The 13,513-nt window shown below is 59.7% G+C and carries 8 protein-coding genes and 2 pseudogenes; 4 read left to right on the forward strand and 6 right to left on the reverse strand.

The window, feature by feature from the left end; genetic code table 11:
* Positions 1-35 precede the first annotated feature (35 nt).
* A pseudogene (locus AO277_RS12550) lies at positions 36-887 on the forward strand (urea carboxylase-associated family protein).
* A gap of 4 nt (positions 888-891) precedes the next feature.
* On the opposite strand, the gene AO277_RS12555 reads toward AO277_RS12550, so the two are convergent.
* Positions 892-1,821 carry a magnesium transporter CorA family protein gene (locus tag AO277_RS12555; protein WP_044318100.1) on the reverse strand — a complete coding sequence of 310 codons (930 nt, stop codon included), beginning with the start codon at positions 1,819-1,821 and terminating at the stop codon, positions 892-894.
* A 4-nt stretch (positions 1,822-1,825) separates the two neighbouring features.
* A pseudogene (locus tag AO277_RS12560) lies at positions 1,826-3,412 on the reverse strand (RimK family ATP-grasp domain-containing protein).
* Positions 3,413-3,505: 93 nt separating this feature from the next.
* Between AO277_RS12560 and AO277_RS12565 the strand changes: the two are divergent.
* Both AO277_RS12565 and AO277_RS12570 read left to right on the forward strand, forming a co-directional pair.
* A complete protein-coding gene (locus AO277_RS12565; RefSeq protein ID WP_044318101.1) occupies positions 3,506-4,666 on the forward strand; it encodes a GNAT family N-acetyltransferase/peptidase C39 family protein in 1,161 nt (386 codons plus the stop codon).
* A complete protein-coding gene (locus tag AO277_RS12570; RefSeq protein ID WP_005732053.1) occupies positions 4,663-5,565 on the forward strand; it encodes a polysaccharide deacetylase family protein in 903 nt (300 codons plus the stop codon). The genes AO277_RS12565 and AO277_RS12570 overlap by 4 nt, the downstream gene beginning before the upstream one ends.
* A gap of 7 nt (positions 5,566-5,572) precedes the next feature.
* Here the strand turns inward: AO277_RS12570 and AO277_RS12575 are convergent, their stop codons facing one another.
* The 4 genes from AO277_RS12575 to AO277_RS12590 form a co-directional block, all read right to left on the reverse strand.
* Positions 5,573-6,832 carry a metal-dependent hydrolase family protein gene (locus AO277_RS12575; RefSeq protein WP_044318102.1) on the reverse strand — a complete coding sequence of 420 codons (1,260 nt, stop codon included), beginning with the start codon at positions 6,830-6,832 and terminating at the stop codon, positions 5,573-5,575.
* Complete coding sequence (locus tag AO277_RS12580; protein ID WP_044318103.1) at positions 6,829-8,139, reverse strand: MFS transporter; 1,311 nt, start codon at positions 8,137-8,139, stop codon at positions 6,829-6,831. Before AO277_RS12580 ends, AO277_RS12575 begins: the two co-directional genes overlap by 4 nt.
* Before the next feature lie 188 nt (positions 8,140-8,327).
* The gene (locus tag AO277_RS12585) at positions 8,328-9,239 is read right to left on the reverse strand and encodes a LysR substrate-binding domain-containing protein (protein WP_002553725.1); all 912 of its coding nucleotides are present in this window, start codon (positions 9,237-9,239) and stop codon (positions 8,328-8,330) included.
* A gap of 24 nt (positions 9,240-9,263) precedes the next feature.
* A complete protein-coding gene (locus tag AO277_RS12590; RefSeq protein WP_080899189.1) occupies positions 9,264-10,169 on the reverse strand; it encodes a LysR substrate-binding domain-containing protein in 906 nt (301 codons plus the stop codon).
* A gap of 154 nt (positions 10,170-10,323) precedes the next feature.
* Here AO277_RS12590 and ydiJ point away from each other — a divergent pair, with 154 nt between their 5' ends.
* Complete coding sequence (gene ydiJ / locus AO277_RS12595) at positions 10,324-13,371, forward strand: D-2-hydroxyglutarate dehydrogenase YdiJ (RefSeq protein WP_044318105.1); 3,048 nt, start codon at positions 10,324-10,326, stop codon at positions 13,369-13,371.
* The last annotated feature ends 142 nt before the right edge of the window (positions 13,372-13,513 follow it).

The following is a 13,513-nucleotide window of genomic DNA, read 5'->3' on the forward strand; positions in this document are numbered from 1 at the left end:
TTGAACACTTTCATCCTGCCAGCGAGAAGCCCTGTATGTACAAAGACTACCCAGCCGCTTACCAGGTCAGCAAAGGCGCGGCGCTGCAAGTGGATACGGCCTTTTACGAGCGTATCCGCACGAATGCGCAGCAGCGTACCCGCGCCGAGCAATTTGAAGTGCCGATCCGCACCGGGCGGGCCTGGAAGGTCAAGGCCGGTCAGGTGTTTCGTGTCACCACACCGTTTGGCCCGCAGGTGGGCGATTTCAATGTCTGGAACGCCAACGACCCTCGGGAGCGCCTGTGGGCGGCGCGTACGCGTCAGTTGCAGGGCGCGCATGTCAGCACCCATGACCGGCTGTGGTCGAACCTGCCGTTTTTACGGCCGCTGGTCACCATCACCGATGACAGCCTGGCCAGCTACGGGATCGACGAGCATGGTGGCCGCTAGCACGATTTGCTTGGCACGCGCTGTGATCCCTACGTCAACAAGATGCTGACCGGCGAAGACTTTCATCATCACTGCCATTCGAACCTGACCCGCGCAGTGTTGCCGCACGGGCTGACCGAATTCGATGTGCATGACGTGTTGAATATCTTCCAGTGCACCGGCCTGAACCATGACGACATGTACTTCATGAAAGCCTGTCCGGCGCAAAAGGGCGATTACCTGGAGTTCTTTGCTGAAATCGACCTGCTGTGCGCCTTGTCGACCTGTCCGGGTGGCGACCTGTTACTGCCGATGTGGGGGCCTGACGCGCAGGACCCGTTAAGCGTTTGCCGGCCGCTGGGCGTCGAAATCTACGATCTCGACGCTGCGTTGCTGGAGGGTTGGCAGTCTCCCGAACGTGCGGCTTATAACGGTCAGCATGGCTTGCAGATTGCCAAGGCTGAATGGGAAAAATAACCGCTCAGGCTGCGCGAGCCATCTTGCGCAGCCCCCAGACCATCACCGCCCCCAGCCCGAGCATGGCCAGAAGCAGTGCCGGGTAGGCCACCCACCAGTGCAGCGGGGCGGTCATCATGCTGAATTCCGACATGCCGCCGATCCCGGCAATCAGGTTCAGGGGCAGAAACACCACATTGATTAGCGTCAGTTTGCGCAGCAGGGTGTTGGTGCTGTTATTGACCAGATTTCCGCGTGCATCCATCAACCCGGCGAACACCGTGGAATAGATCTCCGCCTGTTTGTAGCACTGGTCGTTCTCGATGATCATGTCGTCGATCAGCGCCAGGCTGTCGGCTGCGTATTGCCGGCCTTGCGCATGGTTGCGCAGACGCGTCAGGACCGCACCGTTGCTGTGGATGGCATTGATGTAATACACCAGACTTTCGCTGAGGTTGAACATCTGCAGCAAATGGCGGTTTTCCAGGGAAGAGTTGAATTTCTGCTGCAATTCCTGGGCGACCATCTTGATGACTTTCAAATGGCCCAGATAGTGATGGATATTGTTGAACAGCAGTTCCAGAAGGATATCCAGCGGCTGGTTCAACGGCCGATGAAGCCCCAGCGCGTTCAAGGGTTGATCGTCATCACAGATCAGCACCAACTGGTCTTGGCTCAGCAGCACGCCAAAGGATGAAACGTCGAACGAGAAGCTGTCTTTGCCCGAGTAATTCTCGGGACGTTTCCAGATCAGGAACAACGCATCAGGATGAAACTCGATGCGTGAAATTTCGTCGGGGTCCAGTGCTGATGCAACGGCATGCTCATCAAGGTGGAAGCGCTCCAGTAATAACCGGCGTTCACCTGCATCAGGTTTGCTGAACCAAAGCACCTGAGCTTTTTGCGGATCACATACAAGCAACCGGCTGTCATCGAGTTTCAGGCCCTGGATCATCGTCTCACCATGCCTGGCCGAGGCGTTTGAGCTCCAGACGGCGGACGAACTCTTCCAGCACCAGGCTGTACAGGTCATCCTGCAGATAAGCGTCTTAGATGCCGGCATCCATGTTCGGGTTGTCGTTGACCTCAATCACCACCACTTGATCGCCTGACTGTTTCAAGTCCACGCCATATAACCCGTCACCAATCAGATTGGCAGTCTTGAGTGCCAGCTCGACCACGGCGCGCGGCGCTTCGTGCACCGCCAGCGTGCGGCATTCGCCAATGACCTCGGCACCGATTGCCTTGTGGTTGTAGATCTGCCAATGCCCCTTGGACATGAAGTACTGGCAGGCGAATATCGGTTTGCGATTGAGAATACCGATGCGCCAGTCGTACTCGGTGTAGAAAAACTCCTGAGCCAGCAACAACACCGAATGCTCGAACAATTGGGCTGTCGCCGTATGCATTTCCTCGGGCGTACTGACTTTGATCACGCCTCTGGAAAAACAGCCATCGGGAATCTTCAATACCAGCGGGAAACCCAGGCGTGTGGCCACGTGCTGCAGTTCTTCAGGGCGATCCTTGTAGGGGATTTCCGTTCGCGGCATGCCCAGATCGTGGCTTTTTAGCAGGTCAGTCAGGTAAACCTTGTTGGTGCAACGCAGGATCGAGGTGGAGTCATCCATTACCACCAGCCCCTCGCTCTCGGCCTTCTTGGCAAAGCGGTAGGTGTGGTTGTCAACGCTGGTGGTTTCGCGAATCAGCAGCGCGTCGTACTCGGCCAGTCGGGCGTAGTCTTTCTTTTCAATCAGCTCGACATCGATGCCCAGGCGCTGACCGACGCGGATGAAATTGGCCAGCGCCTCGGTGTTGGACGGTGGCAGGTGTTCCTGCGGGTCATGCAGGATCGCCAGGTCATAGCGGGCCATGCGCCGGGAGCTGGGCTGGCGCCAGACGTTGCGGCTGAAGCCTTCCAGCGCCATGGCGAACTCATCCTGCTGATCATCGCGCAGGCGCGGCAAAGCACCGGCCTTGATACCGGCAATGTGCCAATTGTCGCGCTTGCGAAACTCCACCATCAGGATCGGGCAGGGGAAGACTTCAAACAATTGACGGGCGAGATCCTTCAACGGCTCAAGTGTGGTCTGGCCGAAGTAAAGTGTCAGGGTAAACCCTTCGGTGTCGTCATAGGGGTGATCCTGAAGTGCGGTTTCCAGCAACTTGTCCAGGTCATCGAGTGCCAGGCCGTAGAGTGACTTGCGGGTCAATTCGCTGATGGTCTTTACCGAGGGAATGACATTGTGCTGGCGTGCTTCGGCCAGCAGGGAACAGTAATAACCGTGGCCCAGGTATTTGTAGCTGCGGCACAGGTTGATGACTTGCACACGCTTGCCTGCCGTGGCTTTCAGCGGCTTTTCCAGATAATCCTGGGCGCTGATCAAGTCTTCGCTGGGGAAGTACGATGCCCAGTCTTCGAGCCGTTCGACAATAATCACCAGTTGCCTCTGCGCTGCAAAGAGTGTTGTGGGGTCTGCTCGTCGGGTTGTTGCTGAAAGCGCAAGTTGCGCAGATACTTCGTTCATCTTCACCTGTGCCGCTGACATGTGTAATCGATCCGATGGGAAACAAGTCCTTTCTATTAAGCATGTGCTTTTTGAAATGTCCCGTTTCGTTACACAACTTTTACGGCGGTGCAGATGGACTTTATATTTCGCGATGCAGTTGAAACCGATGTCGACGAATTGCTGCTCTTGGAGAACCAGTGCTTTGACGGCGACCGCCTGACCGCGCGCAGCTTTCACTGGATGATTCGCCGCGCCAATGCCAGCCTGATCGTCGCCGAGCAGGTCGGAAAGCTCACCGGCTATGCGCTGGTGCTGTTTCATCGGGGCACCTCGCTGGGGCGTTTGTATTCGCTGGCGATTGCCGATGCGGCGCGGAGCAAAGGGCTGGGCAAGCAGTTGTTGCAACGTGCCGAGCAGAAGGGCGTGGGCCGCGACTGCGCTTACCTGCGCCTTGAGGTGCGCCCTGATAACCACGCGGCTATCGGGCTGTACGAACGCAACGGTTACCGGCGCTTCGCTCAGGTCGACGACTATTACCAGGACCATGCGCCGGCGCTGCGTTACGAGAAGCGCATCGTCGAGCATGCCCGGCTGGACAGTCGTTCAGTGCCTTACTACCAGCAGGCTCTGGAATTCACCTGTGGCCCGGCCTGCCTGTTGATGGCGATGAAGGCTCTGCAACCTGCGCGTTTGATGGATCGCGCCGAAGAACTGCAGATCTGGCGCGAGGCGACCACGGTGTTCATGACCTCCGGCCACGGTGGATGCAGCCCTCAAGGGCTGGCGCTGGCTGCCCGGCGACGGGGCTTCGCCGTGAAGTTGCTGGTGTCGGTGGCAGGCCCGCTGTTTCTGGGCGGCGTGCGCAGCGACAACAAGAAACAGGTGATTCGCCTGGTTCACGAGCAGTTCTGTCATGAGCTGCGAACCTGCGGTGTAGAGACGCTGCCCAACCGCTCATTGAACCTGCCTCGCGTACTGGCCGAGGGCGGCAAGCCGCTGGTGCTGATCAGCAGCTATCGCCTGACACGCTCCAAGGCACCGCACTGGGTGATGGTCACCGATTGCGACAGCGATTTTGTCTACCTGCACGATCCTGATATTGATCACAGCCTGCATCGCCAGGCCATCGACTGCCAGCATATGCCGGTAAGCCATGCCGATTTCAACCGCATGAGTTGTTTCGGCACCGATAAACTGCGCGCCGCAGTGATTGTGTTTGCCGCGCCTGTGGATGATCATGCGTGCGCTTCCCAAGCGGCTTCAGCAGTCCGGCCACAGGATCCCGTACATTGATCAAGTCAGCCCTCAAGGCTCTTTGCGCATTGGCCATCGCCGCGAGCCTGTCGGCCTGCATCAGCGCGCCAGTCCCTCTGACGCCAAAAACTGCCGAACAGTTGCAGCAACAGCCACCAGTGCGGTTCCTGCTGAGCTTTGATGACGGCCCCAGTGCGACGACTTTTTACAACCCCAGTATCACCGTACTCGACAGCCTGGCCGACAATCCGTTGCAGCCGAACATCAAGGCCGTGTTCTTCGTGCAGACCGGCGCCACAGGCGCAGGGAATAGTGATCAGGGGCGGGCGATCATGCATCGTCAGCATGAAGAGGGGCATTTGCTCGGCTTTCATACCGCCACGCCGCACCACACCAATCATCGTTCGTTGACCGATGAGGAGCTGGAGCAGTCCCTGACCCAAGGCTGCGCCATCATCGCCTCGATTACCGGCGTGCCGACCACGTTGTTGCGCCCGCCGTTCTGGAACTACGACAAGCGCACGTTCAGCGCCTACCAGCGTCACGACCTGCATGTATTACTGACTGACCTGAGCGCCAATGACGGCAAGATCTGGGGCTATAACTTCAGCCTGCGCCGCCGTTCCAACATGGTCAGTCAGCTCTCGCAGGTGCGCGAGCGCATCGCCGCCGGAGAGCTGCCTGCGGTGGACGGGGTGATTCCGGTGGTGGTGACCTTTCACGACCTGAACCGCTACACCGCGCGGCATGCGCGAGAGTACCTGCAGATACTGGTCGACAGTGCCCATCAGACCGGCGTGCGACTTGCCGACAAGCCGTTCTACGATGACAGCGCGCAGTTGCAGCGCGCTGCCCTGGCGCGCACGGTCAAGGACGCGGGGCAGCCTGTAAGGCTACCCGGCGCATGGAACTGGATCTGGGACCACAACGCTCACTGACGCCCGGTCAGACCAGGGTGTTCTTACGCACGTGACCGCCCTGAACAATCATCGCCAGATGCTCGCCCTGACCGACCAGACAACCGATATCGCTCAGCGGGTCGCCATCCACCACCAGCAGATCGGCTATCGCACCGGCGCTGATGCAACCCAGTTCACCCTCGCGCTGGAGTATCTGCGCCGCAACACTTGTTGCACTGCGTAACGCCGCCAGATTACCGAGCAGTTCGGCGCGAATCTTGAGTTCGTGGGTCTGGTACTCGTGCATTTCCCCCAGTAAATCCGAGCCATAGCCCATCGGTGCGCCCGCTTCGGCGAACAGCAGCAGGGCGTTGCGGCCGGCCTGGCGCACATCCTCGATTTTGGCCACCGAGTCCGCTGGCAGGCCGAAGCGCTCGCCGTATTCGGCAAGCATTTCATAGGTGACCTGAGTCGGCACCGCAAATGCGCCTTTTTCGGCCATCAGTCGGGCGGTGTCGGCATCCACCAGGTTGCCGTGCTCGATGGTTCTTACGCCGCATTCTATGGCGCGCCGAATCGCTCGTGCGGTATAAGCATGGGCCATCACGTAGGTATTCGCAGCGGCGGCTTCGTCAACGATGGCGCGGATTTCAGCTTCGCTGTATTGGGTGTTGGCAATCGAATCGGTTGGTGACGAGACGCCGCCCGAAGCCATGATCTTGATCTGGTTGGCGCCCTGTTGCAGCTCTTCGCGCACGGCCAGACGCACGTTATCGACGCCGTCCACTACGCGGGCGATGGCCCCGGCCCGAAAGCAGCACGAGCAAGGCTCGTTGAGCAGCAATTCGCCCCGTGCGCGCATGTCGCCATGGCCGCCGGTCTGCGACAGTGCTTTGCCCGAAGCGAAGATCCTTGGCCCGGGAATCAGCCCCATCTGGATCGAACGCGCCAGCGCCCAGTCGGCACCCCCGGCATCACGCACAGTGGTAAAACCGCGGTTGAGCATCGCAGCCAGAATCGGTAATGCGCGGTACATGATGATTGCGTTGGGTTGCAGGGCATTCATGCCCAGGTTGGCGTTGGAAGCCAGCACATGCACATGGCAGTCGATCAGGCCGGGCATCAGGGTTCTGCCGCCCAGATCGATAATCTGAGCGCCAACCGCGGCAGGCTCGCCTTCGGCACGCACTTCGATAATGCGCTCACCCTCGATCACGACTTCCTGGCCGGAAATCAATTGCCCTTTTTGCAGGTCCAGCAGACGGCCGTTGCGCAGGATCAGGCGTGTAGGATCAGCAATACTCATTGGAAAGCTCCAGACAGGGGACGATGGGCAGCAGGCGCACGGTCGCGATACAGCAGCGCACCAATGCCGCTGACGACGGCCGCGAACATGATGTAGAAAGCGGGTGCCAGGTTGCTGCCGGTCGAGGCAATCAGCCAGGTGATGGTGAAGGTGGCAAAGCCGCCGAAAATGGTGACGGCAAAGTTGTAGGCCACCGAAAGCCCGGTGGACAGCACGTGGGTGGGCAGTAACTCGCCGAAGGCCGCAAGGATCGAACCGATGTATCCGGAAATCAGCAGGCCGAGTACCAGTTCAAAGACCAGCAGCGAAAACAGTCCCGGCATCTGGTTGATGAACAGGAACATCGGGTAGGCGCTGAAGAGGATGGCAATTGCCGAGCCCAACAACCATGGGCGATGCCCGCTACGGTCTGCCAGGGCGCCGACAATCGGTGTGGCGACGATCAGTACTGCACCACCCATCATGCCGGCGCTGAAGCCCATCCATGACGGCAGGCCGAGCACGCGCTGGGCGTAGGAGGGGATGTAAAACAGGATGGCATAGGTGCAGACGGTCCACAGCACGACCAGCGAAAAGCTGATCAGGGTCTGGCGCGGGTAGGTCTTGATGACTTCGCGCAGAGGCGACTCGACTGGTTTTGCGGCCTTGTAGGCAGGCGTCTCATCCACCCGGCTGCGAATATAGAAGCCGACCGGCCCGATCAGTGTGCCAATCAGAAATGGCACCCTCCAGCCCCAGCTTTCCAGCTGCGCCTGGGTAAGGTAACTGGACAGAATGGCACCCAGCGCAGAGCCGAGCAGCACTGCAACGCCGATGCTGGCCTGAATCCAGCTGGAGTAGAAGGCTTTCTTGCCGGGCGGAGCATGCTCGGTCAGGAATGCGGTGGCACTGCCCATCTCGCCACCGGCAGAGAACCCTTGCAGCAGTCGCGCCAGAACAATCAGCAGCGGTGCCAGATAGCCAATTTGCGCGAAGCTGGGCGTCAATCCGATGATCAGCGTCCCCAGCGCCATCAGCAGGATGGTCAGGGATAAAGCCGCCTTGCGCCCGCGCTTGTCACTGTAGATGCCCAGAACAATGCCGCCCACCGGACGCATGAAGAAGCCGACCCCGAAGGTCGCCAGCGCCAACAGGTAAGAGGTCAGCTCGCTGCCGGTGGGGAAGAACACTTTGGCAATGATCACCGAGAAGAAGCTGTAGACCGTGAAGTCAAACCATTCCAGGCCATTGCCGATCACCGTAGCGGTCACCGCGCGGCATGTCTTTTGTTCATGGGTGCGTGAAGCAGAGGATCGTAATGTGCTCACTGGATAGGCTCCTGCATGCGATACACGCAGGGAGGCCCCCTGCAGTGGCTGCATTGATTAAGGGGCAGGGTTGATGTAAGTGCGGCTGAGTCAGGTCTTTTTGCCCGTTTCAGTCGAGAGTAGGTGCTGGGCCGATTTTAAGAAAACGCTCATTGCGCAGGTTTGCATGCGTTATGTGCATGCAAGCGTCAGAGGCGGGGCGCTAGTGTGGTTATCTCATCTGTCAGCCATTTCTCGAACGCACGCGCAGCGCGCCGGGGCGTTTTACCGCTGGGTGTCAGCAAGTAATAGCCGCCTACCGCGCCGACGCTTTTCTTGCAGGCTGGTACCAGTGCACCGGATTGCACATGGCGGTCAATCATTGGCTGCCAGCCAAGCACGATGCCGTGCCCGGCGACAGCCAGGTCGACCAGCACCGGATACAGGTTGACGGTCATGCGCTTGCGGATCAGCGACGCATCAACGCCCTGACGGCCGAACCAGTCTCCCCAGGACAGCCACTGACGTTGCCCGTCTTCCAGCATCAGCAGGCAGTGGTCCAGCAACTGTGCAGGTTCCAGCAGTTGGCCGTTCAGGTAGTCTGGCGAGCAGTAGGCATTTACCGATTCGGCGAACAGCAAACGACTGTCGAGGCCCGTCGGTGATGTTTCGCGCAGGAAATACAGCGCCAGATCGAATTCCGCGCGAATCAGCGAGTCCAGCCCGTCAACCACTCGCAGGCGGATATCCACGGCGGGGAAGGCATCGCGATAGCGTCCCAGCAAAGGGCCCAGCCACAGTGCGGCCACGCCGCTGGAACACGCCAGCGTCAGTTGTTGTTCGCCGCTATGGGTAATGACTTGTGCCGTGGCCTCTGCACACAGGGTCAGCACGCGCTGGATCTGCTCGGCGTAAATCTGCCCGGCGACCGTCAGATGAATGCGCTTGTGCTCGCGACGAAACAGCGCGCGGCCGAGAAATTCCTCCAGTTGCGCGACCTGACGGCTGATCGCGCTCTGGGTGAGGTTCAGTTCGCTGGCGGCACGGGTAAAACTAGCGTGCCGAACGGCGGCTTCGAAGGCGATCAGGTTCTGCAAGGGTGGAAGGGGCTCGATACGCACGGCGGCTCCTGTTGCGGGCAGGTTTTACAAAGGGTCGGGAAACGGTGTCGATAGCAGCCAATCCCTGAACACGCACAGCGATGGCAGGTTCTGAAAGCGCGTCGCGTACGCCAGGTAGTAATTGCGCCCGCTGTCCAGCGGCTCGAACAGGGTGACCAGTTCGCCGCTGTTGATTTCGTCCTGCACCAGAATGCGCGGTACCAGTGCGATACCGATGCCCGCCGCCACAGCCTGGATCAGGTGCGAGGTCAGTTCGAAACTCGGGCCGGGGCGCATGATGTGGTGGTCCAGCCGATTACTGTCGAACCAGTCCGACCAGGCATTGGGCCGCGATACCACGCTCAGCAACGAATGCTGGGCCACCTGCGCCGGGGTGATCGTCTGGTAGCCGACAAGCGCAGCAGGGCTGGCAATGACCACCAGTTTTTCGCTGACCAGCGGGTGGGCGATGTAACCGGGCCAGTTGCCGTTACCCGCACAGATGATCGCGTTCATTTCGCTGGCTGCCGGCGTCAGGTCGGCATGCACGATGCGTGAGTGGATGTGCACCACATAGCCCGGATGCCGGGTGTAAAAATCATGCATCCGCGGCAGCAGCCATTTGGAGCCGAAGGTGGGCAGCACGGCCAGGTGCAGCGTGCCGCCTTCTGCCTTGTGCGCAATGGTTTGCAGGGTTGCACTGCGAATACGGCCCAGCGCCGCGGCCAGCTCATGCTGGTACAAGGCACCGGCAGTGGTCAGTTCGATACGTCTGCCATCACGCTTGAACAGCTCGACTTCCAGTTGGGCTTCCAGCGCCTGCACCTGGCGGCTGACGGCGCTCTGGGTCAAGGCCAGTTCGTCTGCGGCTTTGGTGAAGCTGCCATGCCGCGCGGCCGCCTCGAAAGCGAGCAACAAAGACATGGAGGGCGTCAGTCTTCTGGTGTTCATTCATAAAACTCATGGAAAAACGGCATCTTTTACGTTTGCACTGAAGCATGACACGCCGGAGAATCACGATAACCGTTGATAACGCCATGCATACGAGCGTTTCGAAGCATACGTGCTTTGCATATAAAACGCCTAGCCAGCCAGGAAGACCACCATGATTGCGCTGTTGAAACCGACCTCCGAGCAGGTCGGTCACTATGACCGTTTCCTCAATGCCCTGGTGGAGGGCGGCTTTCGCGGCGAAATAGCCAGGGACCTCGGCTCGCGTACTGTGCTGGCCACTGACAACTCCATCTATCAGCGCCTGCCGCAGGCTGCGGTGTTCCCGATGGACAGCCACGATGTGGCAATTGTCGCCCGCCTGGCAGCGCGGCCCGAGTACAAGCAGGTGGTGCTGACCCCGCGTGGTGGTGGCACAGGGACCAATGGGCAGTCGTTGACCGACGGCGTGGTGGTCGACCTGTCGCGGCACATGAACAATATCCTTGAAATCAACGTCGAGAAACGCTGGGTGCGGGTGCAGACCGGCGTGGTCAAGGACCAGCTCAACGCAGCGCTGAAGCCGCACGGGCTGTTTTTCGCGCCGGAACTGTCGACCTCCAACCGCGCCACGATTGGCGGCATGATCAACACCGACGCCAGCGGGCAGGGCAGTTGCACCTACGGCAAGACCCGTGGCCATGTGCTGGAACTGACGACCGTGCTGCTCGGTGGTTCCTACGTCAACAGTCAGGCATTCAGCGCTGAGCAGCTGGCCAGCGAGCAAGCGCGTGTTGACCGTGCTGGCGATGTGTATCGCTGTGCGCAGCAGATCGCCGATACGCAGGCGCAATTGATCAAGGACGTTTTTCCGCCGCTCAACCGTTGCCTGACCGGTTACGATCTGGCGCACCTGCGTGAGGAAGACGGGCGTTTCAACCTCAACAGCGTGCTTTGCGGTTCCGAGGGGTCGCTGGGTTTTATCGTCGAGGCCCGACTCAACGTCCTGCCAATCCCCAAACATTCGATTCTGGTCAACGTTCGTTATGCCGGTTTCATGGACGCTCTGCGGGATGCCAAGGCGTTGATGGCGCACAAGCCGCTGTCCATCGAGACCGTGGACTCCAAAGTGCTGATGCTGGCCATGCAGGATATCGTCTGGCACGGCGTGGCCGAGTATTTCCCGCAGGACCCGGCCACGCCGACTCTGGGCATCAACCTGATCGAGTTCAGTGGTGATGAGCTGGATGAAGTGGAACAGCGCGTCCATGCATTTGTCGCTCACCTGCAAAAAGACACCTTGGTGGTGCGCCTAGGTCATACCCTGGCAACTGGCAGCGCTGCGGTAAACCGCGTCTACGCCATGCGCAAGCGTTCGGTAGGGCTGCTCGGCAACGTCAAGGGTGAAGCGCGGCCGCAGCCGTTTGTTGAAGACACGGCTGTGCCACCGGAAAACCTTGCCGATTACATTCAGGAGTTTCGTGCGCTGCTGGACAGCTACGGCCTGCAATACGGCATGTTTGGCCATGTTGATGCAGGCGTGCTGCACGTACGACCGATTCTGGACATGAAAGACCCTGCGCAGGCTGCGTTGATTCGGCCAATATCCGACGCCGTCGCCGCGCTGACCAAGCGCTACGGCGGGCTGCTGTGGGGCGAACATGGCAAGGGCCTGCGTTCGCAATACGTGCCTGAATATTTCGGCGAGTTGTATCCCGCATTGCAGGCCCTTAAGGCTGCCTGCGACCCGTTCAACCAGCTGAACCCCGGCAAGATCGCCACGCCTGCGACGGTGCCGGAATCACGCTTGACGCTGGTGGATGAAGTGACGTTGCGCGGTGATCTGGATCGCACTATCGATGAACGGGTCTGGCAGAGCTACGACAGCGCGCTGCACTGTAATGGCAACGGTGCCTGTTACAACTACGACACCGACGATGCCATGTGTCCGTCATGGAAAGCCACGCGTGACCGCATTCACTCACCCAAGGGCCGCGCTTCGCTGGTCCGGGAATGGCTGCGTCTGCAAGGCGAGCAGGATGTCGACGTCCTGACCGCCAGCGCCAGGGCGCGGAATGCCAATGTGCTGAAAAGTCTTGCCGAGCGAACTGTCAACAGCGTGGCCAGAGTAGCAGGGCAGAAGGATTTCTCTCATGAAGTCTACGATGCCATGGCCGGTTGTCTGGCCTGCAAGTCCTGCGCGGGGCAGTGCCCGGTCAAGGTCAACGTGCCTGAGTTCCGTTCGCGTTTTCTGGAGCTGTACCACAGCCGCTACCTGCGCCCGATCAAGGATTACCTGATTGGCTCGCTGGAGTTCAGCACTCCGCACCTGGCGCGCTTTCCGAAGCTGTATAACGCGATCATGGGCGCAAAACCGGTGCGTTACCTGCTTGAGCATGTCGCCGGTATGGTCGACAGCCCATTGCTCAGCCTGATGGACTTTCGCGCGGCCTGCGCCCGCTGGAATGTCAGCATTGCCACGCCGCAGCGTCTGGCCGCGTTGAGCGAGCAGGAGCGCAAACGTACGGTGGTGCTGGTTCAGGATGCGTTCACCCGATACTTTGAAACCCCGCTGGCAGCAGACTGGCTGGAGCTGATCTCGCGCATGGGTTATCAGGTTTATCTCGCACCGTTCGCACCCAACGGCAAGCCGCTGCACGTGCAGGGTTTTCTGGCCGCGTTCGAGAAGGCTGCCAGTTTCAACAGCCAGTCGCTTGTCAAGCTGGCAGGGTATGGCATTCCGCTGATCGGTCTGGACCCGGCCATGACCCTGGTCTATCGCCAGGAGTACAGCAAGACGCTGGGCAGCGAGAGCGTACCGACCGTCATGCTGCCGCAGGAATGGCTGGCTTCTGCGCTTGAGGAGCAGTGTGACGCTCCGTCTGGTGAGACGTATTACTTCCTGCCGCATTGCACTGAAAAGACCAACGAGCCCGCCAGTGTCGGCCTTTGGCAGAAAGCCTTCGCTCGCGCCGGGCTCAGGCTTGATGTGCTGGCCAGCGGTTGCTGTGGCATGTCCGGCACTTATGGGCATGAAACCCGAAACGCGAAAACCAGCGACACCATCTATCGTCAGTCCTGGCAGCCGCTGGTGGCCCGGCATGGCGTTGATGGTCGACTGGTCGCCGATGGCTACTCATGCCGCAGCCAGGTCAAGCGCCAGGATGGCAAAGTGGTGCAGCATCCACTACAGGTACTGCTGGAACGGGTGAGGGCGCTATAGAGAGGACGCAGAGCGTCCATAACGGCATGCCCACGCGGAGCATGGGCACGATAGTTACAAAACTATCGTTCCTCACGCTCTGGTATGCCCCCCGAAGGTTGGACAATTATCCACTTACGCTGCCTTGGCGGCCTGCATCCTG

It is taken from the genome of Pseudomonas amygdali, assembly GCF_002699855.1.
Taxonomy (GTDB): Bacteria; Pseudomonadota; Gammaproteobacteria; order Pseudomonadales; family Pseudomonadaceae; genus Aquipseudomonas; species Aquipseudomonas amygdali.

Coding starts and splice junctions, on each gene's coding strand:
- AO277_RS12555 (WP_044318100.1), bottom strand. CDS start 1,821: ATGATCCAGGGCCTGAAACTCGATGACAGCCGGTTGCTTGTATGTGAT.
- AO277_RS12565 (WP_044318101.1), top strand. CDS start 3,506: ATGGACTTTATATTTCGCGATGCAGTTGAAACCGATGTCGACGAATTG.
- AO277_RS12575 (WP_044318102.1), bottom strand. CDS start 6,832: ATGAGTATTGCTGATCCTACACGCCTGATCCTGCGCAACGGCCGTCTG.
- AO277_RS12590 (WP_080899189.1), bottom strand. CDS start 10,169: ATGAACACCAGAAGACTGACGCCCTCCATGTCTTTGTTGCTCGCTTTC.
- ydiJ (WP_044318105.1), top strand. CDS start 10,324: ATGATTGCGCTGTTGAAACCGACCTCCGAGCAGGTCGGTCACTATGAC.